The sequence below is a fragment of the Duganella sp. AC237 genome (genome assembly GCF_979254035.1).
The window spans coordinates 5,844,810-5,857,637 of record NZ_CEEDEW010000003.1 but is presented as its reverse complement, the minus strand read 5'-3'; the positions used below and the strand labels follow the sequence as shown (position 1 = coordinate 5,857,637).

Below are 12,828 nucleotides of genomic sequence, written 5' to 3'. Positions count from 1 at the left end.
TCGGTTATTGGAGCGGAACCCAGTATTTTCTCGGTTCTTTGCGGCGCCACCATTTGCGCGCCATATTGATTGCCGCTGCCGGTTTAACCGGAATATTTTATCTGCTGTGGAATGCGTTTTATGACATAGTGGTGCCCGCCACCGCATCGATCAGCGGCGTGGTGATGCTGTGGATGGGCGCGCGCTTAATCCAGGCGCAATATCGTTACCGCTGGCTGGGATATACCCTGGTCGCGCGCGGAATATTCAACGTCGTCTCCTCCATTACCCTGGGACCGGAACTTTATCTGCTCTGGTTTGCCGGCACCTCCATCCTCAAGACGCTGTCCATGCTCGGCCTGATTTATGCGGTACAGGATGAGATCCAGCAACGCTACGTGCGCACCATCGACAGTCTGAGTCATGGCTTTTTGATACGGGACCGGCGCGGCTACGTCCATGTCGCCAACGAACGCTGCGCCCGCTTGCTGGGCTTCGACCGTGCCTCCGACCTGATCGGCAAGCACGTGTGCCAGTTGCTGCCCGACCTGACCGAGCAGATGGCCGACGAGTATTTTCGCCGCTTCGATGCCAAGGACGTCCAGTATCCCGTGACCGAAACGGCAACGTTTAGATTAAACAATGGCACCCGCCTGCCGGTCGAGATGATGGGGTCGCCATACATCGAGCGCGGCCGCTTGTATTGCCTGGTCCAGCTGCTCGACATCAGCGAGCGCAAGAAAAAGGACGACATGCTGTACCAGGCCGCCCGCATCGATCCGGTGACCGGCTTTTTCAACCGCCACGCGCTGTCGGCCGCGCTGGCACAGGAGGTCGCGGACGCGGCGGTGGCGGGGCGGGAATGCGCGGTGCTGTTCCTCGACCTGGACAAGTTCAAGCGGATCAACGATTCCTTCGGCCACGCCATCGGCGACGAACTGCTGCGCCAGACCGCCCACCGTTTATATGGCGTGCTGCGCCCGGACGACTTGCTGGCCCGTTTCGGCGGCGACGAGTTCATCATCGTCATTCCCGATCTGGCGCCGGGCACGGCGACGGAAATGGCCGCCCGGTGCGCCGAGCGCGTCATCGGCGCCATGGCCAGCCGCTTCGACCTGTCCCACCATGCGATCGCCGTGTCGGCCAGCGTCGGCGTCGCCTGCTATCCATTGCACGGAAGCGATAGCGATATGCTGATACGCAACGCCGACATCGCCATGTACGAGGCCAAGAAAGCCGGGCGGGGCGAGCTGCGGTTTTTCAACGACGCCATGAACGCCGCCGCCAAGGATGCGCTGGTGATCGACGGCGCCTTGCGCGGCGCCATCGAGGCCGGCGAATTCAATCTGCTGTACCAGGCCATCGTCGACGCCCGCACCGGCAGGCTGACCAAGGTGGAGGCGCTGCTGCGCTGGCATAGCGCCGAGCTGGGGTGGATGCCGCCGGACCGCTTCATCCCGGTCGCCGAGGACAGCGGCATGATCGTCGCCATCGGCACCTGGGTGCTCAACGAGGCCTGCCGCCAGATGGCGCGATGGCGCGGCGGCCCGCTGGACGGTTTGACGATCAGCATCAACGTCTCGGCCTGGCAGTTGGCGGACCCGGCTTTTGTGACGCTGGTGGAGCAGGCGCTCGCCAGCAACGGCCTCGACGGCCACCGGCTGGAGCTGGAATTGACCGAGCGCGTGCTGATCGACGACGGCGGCCAGGTGCGCGCGGTGCTGGGGCGCTTGCGCACCCTGGGCGTGAGCATTTCGCTCGACGACTTCGGCACCGGCTATTCCTCGCTCAGCTACCTGACCCGCTTCCAGCTGAACACCTTGAAGATCGACCGCGCCTTTGTCATGGATATCGAGCACAGCGAGCGCAGCAACAGCCTGGTGAACGCCATCATCGCCATGGGACACAGCCTGGGGCTGCAACTGGTGGCCGAGGGCGTCGAGACCGCCGGCCAGGCGGCGATCCTGGAAAGGATGGGCTGCCACTACCTGCAGGGCTACCATTTCTCGCGGCCGATCGCGCCGGACGAGTTGCTGCGCTTTGCCGGCGAACGGCAACGATCCGGCCTGTGATTAGCCGCAACATGGCAAGGCCGGGGCCGCATCAAAATGGCGGCTTAGCCGATTCCCTTTGCAAATTGTTGTCATGTCATTCAGATGTCATGTCGCGGTCATCGTAACGTCACATGCTGTTCCTACAATCTTGCGAGTTGATCATTCCACTAACCCGCAAGAAAGAAGAACACTCATGCAACAGCGCTTCCCTCTGAAACCTTTGTGCCTGGTGGTCCTGCAAGCACTGGCCTTCCACGCCTATGCCGCCGACGCCGCCGACGCCGCCGACAGCGCCGCCGCGGCGGGCGCCCTGGCCGGTCCGATGCAGTCGGTGGAAATCACCGGCCGCGGCCAGTCGCGCCAGGTGCAGAACATCAACAAGGCCGATCTGGCCGAGGCGCTGCCGGGCACCAGCCCGTTGAAGGTGCTCGACAAGCTGCCGGGCGTGAATTTCCAGTCCGCCGACCCGTTCGGTGCCTACGAGTGGTCCACGTCGTTCAGCATCCGCGGCTTCAACCAGAGCCAGCTGGGCTTCACCCTGGACGGCGTGCCGCTGGGCGACATGAGCTACGGTAACAACAACGGCCTGCACATCAGCCGCGCCATCTCGTCGGAAAACATCGGCAGCGTGCAAGTGTCGCAGGGCGCCGGTTCGCTGGGCACCGCCTCCACCAGCAACCTGGGCGGCACTGTGCAGTTCTTCACCCTGGCGCCGACCGACGAATTCGGCCTGACCGCCTCGCAAACCCTGGGCAGCGATTCGACCTCGCGCACCTTCGTGCGCGTCGATACCGGCCTGATCAACGGCGCCGTCAAGGCCTTCATCAGCGGCACCCGCCAGCGCACCGACAAGACCAAGGGCGAGGGCGCCCAGGACCAGGACCAGATCAACTCGCGCTTCGTGTTCAACTTCGGCGACAACAGCCTGACCGGCTTCCTGAACCATTCGGACCGCAAGGAAGTCGACTATCAGGACATGTCGAAGGAAATGATCAACCGCCTCGGCTACGAGTGGGACAACTACCAGCCGGACTGGCAGCGCGCCGTCAACGCCGCCAAGGGCCAGTTCAGCGGCGGCGTCAACAGCCTCGACGACGCCTACTATTCGGCCGGCGGCCTGCGCAAGGACACCTTGGGCGGCCTGACCCTGGACCTGAACTTCACGCCGGCCTTCCAGCTGAAGACCACGCTCTACAACCACGAGAACGAAGGCCAGGGCCACTGGTACACGCCGTACGTCGCCACCAACGCCGCCAACCCGATCTCGCTGCGCACCACCGAGTATCAAATCAAGCGCCACGGCGTGACGACCGACCTGACCTGGGACCTGGGCAACCACACCATCACCGCCGGCGCCTGGGGCGAGCGCAACGACCACACCGGCAGCCGCAACTACTACGCCGTCACCGGCCCGGCCGACACGATGGTCTACCTGCGCAACCCGTTCCGCACCGACTGGGCGCAGAACTTCATCACCACCACCGCCCAGTACTACGTGCAGGACAGCCTGAGCCTGATGGACGGCAAGCTCAAGATCAACGCCGGCTTCAAGAGCATGAGCGTGGACATCGCCGCCCGTAACATCGTCGGCACCCGCGCCGCCGGCAAGCTGTCGGCCGAGAAGAACTTCCTGCCGCAGGCCGGCGTCAACTACGCCCTCAGCGCCGACGACGAAGTATTTGCCTCGGCCTCGAAAAACATGCGCGCGCACCAGCCCGGCGTGAGCGGTCCGTTCTCGCAAACGCAAGACGCCTACAACGCCGGCGTCGCCAACCTGAAGCCGGAAACCTCGACCAACGTCGACCTCGGCTACCGCTTCAAGCGCGCCGACATCCAGGGTTCGCTGGCCGTCTACAACGCCCGCTTCGACGACCGCCAGCTGAGCGTGGCCACCTGCGCCGGCATCGTCGGTTGCCCGTCGACCTTCGTCAACGTCGGCAAGGTCGACACCAAGGGCGTGGAAGCGATCGCCGTGTGGAAACTGAACCGCGAAATCAGCTGGTTCAACTCCTACACCTTCAACGATTCCAAGTACAAGTCGGACTACATGGATGGCAGCACCCTGGTGCCGGTCAGCGGCAAGACCGTGGTCAACGCGCCGCGCAACCTGTTCAGCACCGAAGCGTCGTACGAGACCGTCAGCTGGTTCGCCCGCCTCGGCGGCAAGCTCACCGGCAAGCGCTACTACACCTACATGAACGACAACGGCGTGCCGTCGTTCTGGCTGGCCAACCTGTCGGCCGGCTACAAGATGAAGTCGCTGGGCATGCTCAAGGAACTGTCGCTGCAAGTGAACGTGACCAACCTGCTCGACAAGGAATACATCAGCACGATCGGTACCAACGGCTTCCAGGCCCGCGATCCGAACGGCACCGCGCAGACCCTGCTGACCGGCGCGCCGCGTCAGATCTTCGTCACCCTGAACGGCAAGCTGTAAGCTAAAACCATAGGCTTCCGCTGCGGCGGCAACAAGGCGTTCCAATCGATAAATTTTGCGTATCGCGCAAGGTTTAGAGACTGGAACGCTTTCGTCGCTTATGGGATACAACTACAAGCGTGGCGCTGGCAGCGCCGTGTGCGCCGCCTCATACTGTTCTGTCCGTTCAGCTATTGAGGAGTGCGCCGTGAAATGGTTTTATGACCTGAAAATCGCTACCAAATTAATCGTCTCGTTTGGTGCCGTGCTGCTGCTGACATTGGTGATGGGCCTGGCCGCGATGGTGTCGACATCACGGGTTAACCAAGCCTCGAGCGACATGGCGGAGAACTGGATGCCCAGCGTGCGCATGGCGATGGAATTGCGCGCCGACGTCGGCGAGTTCCGCCGGTGGGAACTGGCGCATCTGCTCAACACGGAAACGGCGCGCTACGCCACCTACGACAAGCGCTTCGAGGAAACGCTGGCGACGCTGAAGACACACCGCGAAGCCTACGAAAAACTGATCAGCAGTTCCGACGAACAAGCCATTGTGACCGAGTTCGACAAGGCCTGGGCCGCTTTCCTTGGCGACCATGGCAAGATGATGGAATTGTCCGCCGCCGGACGCAAGGAAGAGGCGCTGGCCTTGTCGCGCGGCACGTCCGCCGCCAAGCTGAGCGCGGTGACCGACGCCACCGGCAAGCTCGTCAAACTGAACATTGACGGCGGCGACGCGGCCAGCGACGCCGCCACCGTCACCTACGAAAACGCGCGCCTGACCTCGATCATTTTGTTGGTGGTCAACATCGGCGTCGGCATTGCGCTGGCGCTGTGGATCGCCCGCGTCGTCTCGGCGCCGCTGCGGCAAGCCGTGTCGGTGGCGACCGCCGTCGCCGGCGGTGACCTGACCCGCACCATCGACGTGGAAAGCGCCTGCGAAACGGGGCAACTGATGGGCGCCTTGCGGGACATGACCAATAATCTGCAGCGCCTGGTCAGCCAGGTGCGCAGTGGCACCGACACCATCGCCACCGCGTCGGCCGAGATCGCCGCCGGCAACCAGGATTTATCGTCGCGCACCGAGCAACAGGCGTCGAGCCTGGAGGAGACGGCGTCGTCGATGGAGGAGTTGACCAGCACCGTCAAGCAGAACGCCGACAACGCGCGCCAGGCCAACCAGCTGGCGCAGTCGGCCTCCGGCATCGCCATCAAGGGCGGCGACGTGGTGGGGCAGGTGGTCGGCACCATGTCGTCGATCAACGAATCGTCGCGCAAGATCGTCGACATCATTTCCGTGATCGACGGCATCGCCTTCCAGACCAACATCCTGGCGCTCAACGCCGCCGTGGAAGCGGCGCGCGCCGGCGAGCAGGGCCGGGGCTTCGCCGTCGTCGCCAGCGAGGTGCGCAACCTGGCGCAGCGCTCGGCGGCGGCGGCCAAGGACATCAAGTCGCTGATCAACGATTCGGTGGAAAAGGTCGAGGCCGGTTCGCAACTGGTCGACCAGGCCGGCACGACGATGAACGAGATCGTCTCCAGCATCACGCGGGTGACGGACATCATGAGCGAGATCACCTCGGCCAGCGCCGAGCAGAGCGACGGCATCGAGCAGGTCAACGTGGCCATCACGCAGATGGACCAGGTCACGCAGCAGAATGCGGCGCTGGTGGAGCAGGCCGCGGCGGCGGCCGAGTCGATGCAGGAGCAGGCGGCGCGCTTGAGCGAGGTGGTGAGCATCTTCAAGCTGGGCGGGACGGCCGCGATGGCGGCGCCGGTGGCGCGGGCGAGCGTGGCGCGCAAGCCGCTGGTGGCGGCGGCGCCGAAAAAGGCGGCCAACCCGGTCAAGCAGGTCGCCAATGGCGACGAATGGGAAACCTTCTAAACCACAGTTCCACGTAGGGCAGATTAGCGCAGCGTAATCCGCCCTACGTGCCTCCGTGGCTGTTTTTGCGCGCCAGCCACGCCTCGTGCGCCGCGCGATACTTCTCCAGCTCCTCCTGGTACATATCGTCGACGCACCAGGTGCACCCGCTATGGCAGCAGTCGCGCGGGTCCGGCGCTGGCGGCGCCACCGGCTCGGGATCGTCGGCCTTCATCGCCTTGCCCTCCATCACAGCGGCGGCATCGCCAGCAGCGCCATGTTGCGGCCCTTTTCCTTGGCGCGGTACAGCGCCCGGTCGGCCATCTCCACCAGCACCTCGGGCGAGGTGTCCTCGGTGGGCACGATCACGGCCACGCCGACGCTGATGGTCAGGATGCCGAACGGCGACTGCTCGTGCGGCATCCGCGCCAGCACCAGTTGCGCGCAAATCTCCTCGGCCGCGCCGAAGGCGTCGGTGGCGTCGGTGGCGGCCGCCAGCAGCGCGAACTCCTCGCCGCCGTAGCGCGCCACGATGTCGGTGGTGCGCCGTCCGTGCGAGGTGATCAGCTCGGCGACGCTGCGCAGCGCGGCGTCGCCGGCCTGGTGGCCGTAGTGGTCGTTGTATTTCTTGAAGTAGTCGACGTCGAGCATCGACAGCGCCAGGGTCTGGCCGGTGCGGGCGGCGCGCCGCCATTCGGCCTCGAGCGCCAGGTCGAAGCCGCGGCGGTTGCTCACGCCGGTCAGGCCGTCGGTGGTGCTGAGCGCGGCGAGCTTGCGGTTCGATTCCTCCAGCTCGCCGGTGCGCGCGGCCACCAGCGCCTCCAGCTCCAGCTGGTGCCGGGTCAGGCGGTGGATGCGGATCTTGTAGGCCAGCACCAGCGAGCCGACGATCAGCAGCGCCATGCCCAAGCGGAACCACCAGCGCTGCCAGAACGGCGGCGTGATGGTGATCTTCAACGTGGCCGGCTCCTCGTTCCACACGCCCAGGTGGTTGGCGGCCTTGACCCGGAACAGGTAGTGGCCCGGATTGAGGTTGGTGTAGCTGGCGCTGCGGTGCGAGGCGTCGGTGTGCACCCACTCGCGGTCGAAGCCCTGCAGCTGGTAGGCGTAGCGGTTCTCGGACGGTTCGGTGTAGTGCAGCGCCGCGAACTCGAGCGAGAACACCGACGCCTGCGACGACAGGGTCAGCGCGGTCGGCGCCGTCACCGGCCCCTCGGCCTTGACGTCGGCGCGCGGCTGGCCGTTCTGCAGCGAGTGGTTGAAGACGGTGATGTCGGTGATCGCCACCTGCGGCGGCACCGAGCGGGTGCGCACGTCGGCCGGCGTCACGGCGGTCATGCCGTGCACGCCGCCGAAGTACAGCACGCCGTCGGCCGAGGTGGCCGACGAGTTGACGGTGAAGCCCTCGGTCAGGCCGTCCGACGAGGTGTAGTGGCTGACCTTGCCCGTCTCCGGGTCGAGGCGGTACAGGCCGGCGATGGTGCTGCACCAGATATTGCCTTCCAGGTCGTGTTCGATGGCCAGGATCTTGTGCGCGCGCATCGCCGACGCGTACGATTTGAAGCCGATCTTGCCGTCCGGCCGGGTCTGCATCAGGTTCAGGCCCTTGCTGGTGCCGACCCAGATCCGTCCCTTGGCGTCCTCGTGCAGGCTGACGATGTTGTCGTCGGACAGGCTGGCGGTGTCGTTGTTGGCATGGCGGAAGTGGGTGAACTTGCCGCTGGCCTGGTCGAGCAGGTCGAGCCCGCCGCCGTTCCATTCGGAGCCGGCCCACACGCGCCCGCTGCCGTCCTCCAGCACCGCCGAGGTGCCGTTGACGCTGCGGCTGCTGATATTCTGCGGATCGTTGTAATAAATCTTGCGGGCGTCGGTCTTCGGGTCGTAGCGGATCAGGCTGTTGCCGGTGGCCAGCCACAGCGCGCCGCCGCTGGCCGGCGCGATGGCATTGATGTAATCGCTGGCGGTGTTGCCGAAGTGGATGGCCTGGAACGGGCTGTCGGGCGTGTCGAGGCGGTTCAGGCCGTTCGAGGTGCCCAGCCACAGCGGCTTTTTGCCGTCCTTGTCGGCGCGCGTGTCCTGGAACATGCTGTAGACGATGGAATGCGACAGCTTGCCCGGCGTCTTGTCGTCGGCGTGGTAGCTCTTGACGACGGTGCTGGTGGCCGGATCGTACAAGCTCATGCCGACGTTGCCGCCCATCCACAGGCGCCCGTCCGGCGCCCGCGCCAGGCTCAGCAAGGCGTTGCTGGCCGGCGCCGAGCGGCGGTCGATGCGGAACGGCACGTGGCGCGTGAAGCCCTCGCTCGACAGGTTGGCCAGCGCGATGCCGTCGGTGAACGAGGCGATCCACAGCATGCCGCCGCGGTCCTGCATCACCGCGCGCAGGTTGTCGCCCGGCAGGCTGTACGGATCGTCGGCCGCGTGCACGAACTGGTCGAACTTGCCGTTGGCCTCGTTCCAGCGCAGCAGCCCGGCCGACAGCGTGGTGCACCACAGCACGCCCTTGTCGTCGACGTCGAAATTGGTGATGCGGCTGTACGGCGAATCGATCGCCTTGCGCGTGTTCCAGTCGCTCTTGCCGTCCCAGCGGATCACGCCCGACTCGGTGCCGATCCACAGCGCGCCGGAGCGGTCGAACTGCAGCGCACGCACGATGTTGACGCGGGCGTCTGGCACCGGCGCCGGATCGACCTGGTGGTGGCGGAACACCTTGCCGCCGGGCGCCAGGTAGTCCAGGCCGCCGGGCCAGGTGCCGATCCACACGCCGCCCTTGTCGTCCAGCGCCAGCGCGTTGAGGTCGTTGCTGGCCAGGCTGTCGGGGTCGTTGTCGTCGTGGGCGTAGACGGTGAACTTGCCGGTGTTGGGGTTGAAGTGCTGCAGCCCGCCCCAGCTGCCGATCCACATGCCGTCCTTGCCGTCGGAAATGATGTTCTTGACGATGCGGTGGTTCTTCGGCGCCTTGGGCGGGGCCACCACGGTGAAGTTGTTGCTCTCCGGGTTGAAGCGGGCCAGCCCGGCCTGGGTGCCGGCCCAGATGCGGCCCTGCTTGTCCTCGTAGATGGCCGAGACGCGGTCGTGGGGCAGGCTGCTCGGGTCGGTGGGGATGTTGGTGTACTTGACGGCCTGGTAGCCGTTGTAGCGGTACAGGCCGTTGGTGTGGGTGCCGACCCAGACGTAGCCTTTGCGGTCCTGCATCATCGACAGCATCGACGGCTCGTCGCCGCCCAGCGGGCCCAGTTTCTTGAAGCGCAGCGACGGCGCCGGCGCCGATTGGGCCGGGGCCGCCGGGGCCGCCTGCGCGGCCGGCGACATGGCCAACAGCGCGGTCGGCAGCGCGGTCAGCAGCGTGGCCAGCAGGGCGGGCGAAATGGACAGCAAGAGGCGATGGCCGCGGCGTAAGGCCGGTGATAGCACAAACATGGTGGAGTATCCGATGGCGTAACGGGGTGCACGTCAGCGGGCGATGTTAAGCCCGGTTAAGATAAATTCTGTATAGAAACCCTATTATACATGCCAATGATGCAATGGTTTCGATATAAAAGCCGGCACTTTTAGCGTATTGGCCTTATTTAGGGTATAGTTTACGGCGCTTATTGTCTCCTGCTCGTTGTATTTGCTGCCATAGCGCTGCCACCGCATCATCCTTTTCGCACTTCCCCGGTGCCGCCTCCGTCGTGGGGCGCGCCGCCGGGGCGGGCAGCGCAGAATTTGTCGTTAATTGAAGAAAGCTTGGCTGTCCGCCGCAGGACCGCCGCATACACTATGTCCGAAACCGAGATCACCACCCCGTCCGCCATCGAACCGGCCGCCGCCCAAGCCGCCGCCACGCCAGAAGCGCCAGTGACGCCACAGCCAGCGCCACCCGCCGCAGCATCGGCACCGCAGGAAGCCCCGCCGGCGCCGGAAGCGCAACAAGTCCGGTTCGCCGATTTCGGCCTGTCGCCGGACATCCTGCGCGCGCTCAACGACCAGAGCTATGTGCACCCGACGCCGATCCAGGCCGAAGCCATTCCCGTGCTGCTCAAGGGGCGCGACGTCATGGGCGCGGCCCAGACCGGCACCGGCAAGACCGCCGGCTTCGCGCTGCCGATCATCCAGATGCTGCTGGCCCACGCCAGCACCAGCACCTCGCCGGCGCGCCATCCGGTGCGCGCGCTGATCCTGACGCCGACCCGCGAACTGGCGGTGCAGGTGGCCGAGAACGTCAAGGCCTACGCCCAGCACACGCCGCTGCGCTCGACCGTGGTGTTCGGCGGCATGGACATGAAGGGCCAGACCGTCATCCTCAAGGCCGGCGTCGAGATCGTCATCGCCACCCCGGGCCGCCTGCTCGACCATATCGAACAAAAGAACATCAGCCTCGGCCAGGTGCAGATGCTGGTCATGGACGAAGCCGACCGCATGCTCGACATGGGCTTCCTGCCGGACCTGCAGCGCATCATCAACCTGCTGCCGAAGCAGCGCCAGAACCTGATGTTCTCGGCCACGTTCTCGCCGGAAATTAAAAAGCTGGCCAACACCTTCCTGACCGACCCGGTCACGATCGAGGTGGCGCGCAGCAACCAGACCGCCGACAAGGTCACGCAAGTGGTCTACAAGGTGCCGGAAAACCAGAAGCACGCGCTGACCGCGCACTTGCTGCGCCAGCGCGACTTGAAGCAGGTGATCATCTTCTCCAACACCAAGATCGGCGCCTCGCGCCTGGCCAAGGGGCTCGAGCAGGAGGGCATGAGCGCGGTCGCCATCCACGGCGACAAGACGCAGCAGGAACGCATGGCCGCGCTCGAGTCGTTCAAGAAGGGCGAGATCGACATCCTGGTGGCCACCGACGTCGCCGCGCGCGGCCTCGACATCACCGACCTGCCGTGCGTGATCAACTACGACCTGCCGTACAACGCCGAGGATTATGTGCACCGCATTGGCCGCACCGGCCGCGCCGGCGCCTCCGGCGACGCGCTGTCGATCTACTCGGACAAGGACGAGCGCCTGCTGGCCGACATCGAAAAACTGATCAAGCAAACCATCCGCCGCGGCGAGCTGACCGGCTTCAATCCGGCGCCGGCCTTCGGCGAGGGCGCCGAGCGCCGTCCGCGCCGCGACGACAGCGGCAGCCGCGATGGCGCCAGCCGCGCCCCGGCCGCGCGCGCCGGCGAGCGGCCCGAACGCGCCGAGCGGAGCGACCGCGCCCCGCGCGCCGGCGGCTCCGGCTACGGCGGCGCCCGCCGCGAGAAGGTCGATCCTTGGTTCCTCAAGCCCTACGAGCCGGCCAAGAGCGCCGCGCCGGCGCCTGGCGCCACCCTGGGCGGCGCCACCGCCAAGCCCAAGCAGAAGCTGGCCTTCCTGCTGGGCGGCGCGCCCAAGTGATCAACCGCGTCCGCCGGCGCCCACGGCGTGCGCCGGCGCGCCGTCCGGCGGCGCACGCCGGTCCGGCACCAGCTTGAGCAACCACCGGCGCACCAGCGACGACAGCCCCTGTTCCAGATAACGCTGCGACAAGGCGGCCAGCGACAGCGCCAGCGCGGTCGACAGGAACACATAGCCCCAGGTTGCATACAACTGCTGCTTGCCCAACGCCGTCAGCGCGTCGAGTGTGATCTTCTGCGCCAGCAAATGGGTCAAATACAGCGAATATGAAATCGTCCCCAGCCACAACAGCGGGGACGGCACGCGGATCTCGACCGTCTTGCTGGCCAGCGCCATGGCCAGCACCAGCAGCGCCAGCGGCCAGCCATAGCCGCTCGGACCGTGCGTGATCCCCAGTCCCCCATAGACGCTCCAGCCGGCCAACGCCACGGCCAGGCCCAGCAGATGCCAGGCCAGCGCACGGCTGCGCAGCCGGGTCCAGTCTTGCAGGTACAGCCAGCCGATGCCCACCCCCGCCAGGAACTCCAGCACGAACGGGTTGGTGACGATGGCCAGATAGCCGACCCGGTAGCCGAGGTCGCGCTGCACGTCCATCGCGGAGGCCGCGTCCATGCCGGGCAGCACGAGCACCGTCAGCAGCACCCACGCCGTCAGCGCCAGGCCGCGCCAGCGCGGCAGCAGCATGGCGGCCGCATACACCAGATAAAAATACATTTCGAAGGCCAAGGTCCAGGCCACCGGCAGGCTCAGGCCGAAATACGGCGCATGGCGTGGATCGGCCGGCAACATGGCCAAGGTGTGCCACAGCGCGCGCCGGTTCTCGGCCACGTGCAGGTAGCCGTCGTACAGCACGACCACGCCCAGCAGCGTGACCAGCGCATAGACCGGCCACACGCGGGCGAAGCGCTTGATGGCGAAACGCGCCGCCTCGGCGCCGCCGCCGCCGCTGCCGGCGGTCGTGTAGCACATGATGAAGCCGCTGATGATGAAGAACAGGTCGACGCCCATGGCGCCGGGGCCCAGCCATTGGTCGGCCAGCGCATAGGCCGGGGTGCCGAGCAGGGCGTAGCGGGCGTGGGTCAGTACGACGAGCAGCGCGGCCACGCCGCGCAGCAACTGGATCCAGTCCAGGTTTTTCCGATGATTCATGT

The 12,828-nt window shown here is 65.9% G+C and carries 7 protein-coding genes; 4 read left to right on the top strand and 3 right to left on the bottom strand.

What is annotated here, in order from left to right:
- The first annotated feature begins 131 nt into the window (after positions 1-131).
- The 3 genes from AC0IYS_RS25895 to AC0IYS_RS25885 all read left to right on the top strand — a co-directional run bounded on the left by AC0IYS_RS25895 (position 132) and on the right by AC0IYS_RS25885 (position 6,334).
- Complete coding sequence (locus tag AC0IYS_RS25895) at positions 132-2,051, top strand: putative bifunctional diguanylate cyclase/phosphodiesterase (protein ID WP_471707863.1); 1,920 nt, start codon at positions 132-134, stop codon at positions 2,049-2,051.
- Between the two features lie 175 nt (positions 2,052-2,226).
- Positions 2,227-4,470, top strand: a complete 2,244-nt coding sequence (locus tag AC0IYS_RS25890) for a TonB-dependent receptor (protein WP_471707862.1) — start codon at positions 2,227-2,229, stop codon at positions 4,468-4,470.
- A 187-nt stretch (positions 4,471-4,657) separates the two neighbouring features.
- Complete coding sequence (locus AC0IYS_RS25885; protein ID WP_471707861.1) at positions 4,658-6,334, top strand: methyl-accepting chemotaxis protein; 1,677 nt, start codon at positions 4,658-4,660, stop codon at positions 6,332-6,334.
- Between the two features lie 43 nt (positions 6,335-6,377).
- On the opposite strand, the gene AC0IYS_RS25880 is transcribed toward AC0IYS_RS25885, so the two are convergent.
- Both AC0IYS_RS25880 and AC0IYS_RS25875 read right to left on the bottom strand, forming a co-directional pair.
- The gene (locus AC0IYS_RS25880; RefSeq protein ID WP_471707860.1) at positions 6,378-6,548 is read right to left on the bottom strand and encodes an oxidoreductase-like domain-containing protein; all 171 of its coding nucleotides are present in this window, start codon (positions 6,546-6,548) and stop codon (positions 6,378-6,380) included.
- Positions 6,549-6,562: 14 nt separating this feature from the next.
- On the bottom strand, positions 6,563-9,733 hold the full coding sequence (locus AC0IYS_RS25875) for a diguanylate cyclase (RefSeq protein WP_471707859.1): 3,171 nt from the start codon (positions 9,731-9,733) through the stop codon (positions 6,563-6,565).
- A gap of 342 nt (positions 9,734-10,075) precedes the next feature.
- Between AC0IYS_RS25875 and AC0IYS_RS25870 the strand changes: the two genes are divergently transcribed.
- The gene (locus tag AC0IYS_RS25870) at positions 10,076-11,677 is read left to right on the top strand and encodes a DEAD/DEAH box helicase (protein ID WP_471707858.1); all 1,602 of its coding nucleotides are present in this window, start codon (positions 10,076-10,078) and stop codon (positions 11,675-11,677) included.
- Here AC0IYS_RS25870 and AC0IYS_RS25865 read toward each other — a convergent pair whose 3' ends face one another.
- Complete coding sequence (locus AC0IYS_RS25865) at positions 11,678-12,826, bottom strand: acyltransferase family protein (protein ID WP_471707857.1); 1,149 nt, start codon at positions 12,824-12,826, stop codon at positions 11,678-11,680.
- Between the last annotated feature and the right edge of the window lie 2 nt (positions 12,827-12,828).

What these genes read in the sequence shown, in the direction of transcription:
- AC0IYS_RS25890 (WP_471707862.1), top strand. Translation starts at nt 2,227, where the DNA reads ATGCAACAGCGCTTCCCTCTGAAACCTTTGTGCCTGGTGGTCCTGCAA.
- AC0IYS_RS25880 (WP_471707860.1), bottom strand. Translation starts at nt 6,548, where the DNA reads ATGAAGGCCGACGATCCCGAGCCGGTGGCGCCGCCAGCGCCGGACCCG.
- AC0IYS_RS25875 (WP_471707859.1), bottom strand. Translation starts at nt 9,733, where the DNA reads ATGTTTGTGCTATCACCGGCCTTACGCCGCGGCCATCGCCTCTTGCTG.
- AC0IYS_RS25870 (WP_471707858.1), top strand. Translation starts at nt 10,076, where the DNA reads ATGTCCGAAACCGAGATCACCACCCCGTCCGCCATCGAACCGGCCGCC.
- AC0IYS_RS25865 (WP_471707857.1), bottom strand. Translation starts at nt 12,826, where the DNA reads ATGAATCATCGGAAAAACCTGGACTGGATCCAGTTGCTGCGCGGCGTG.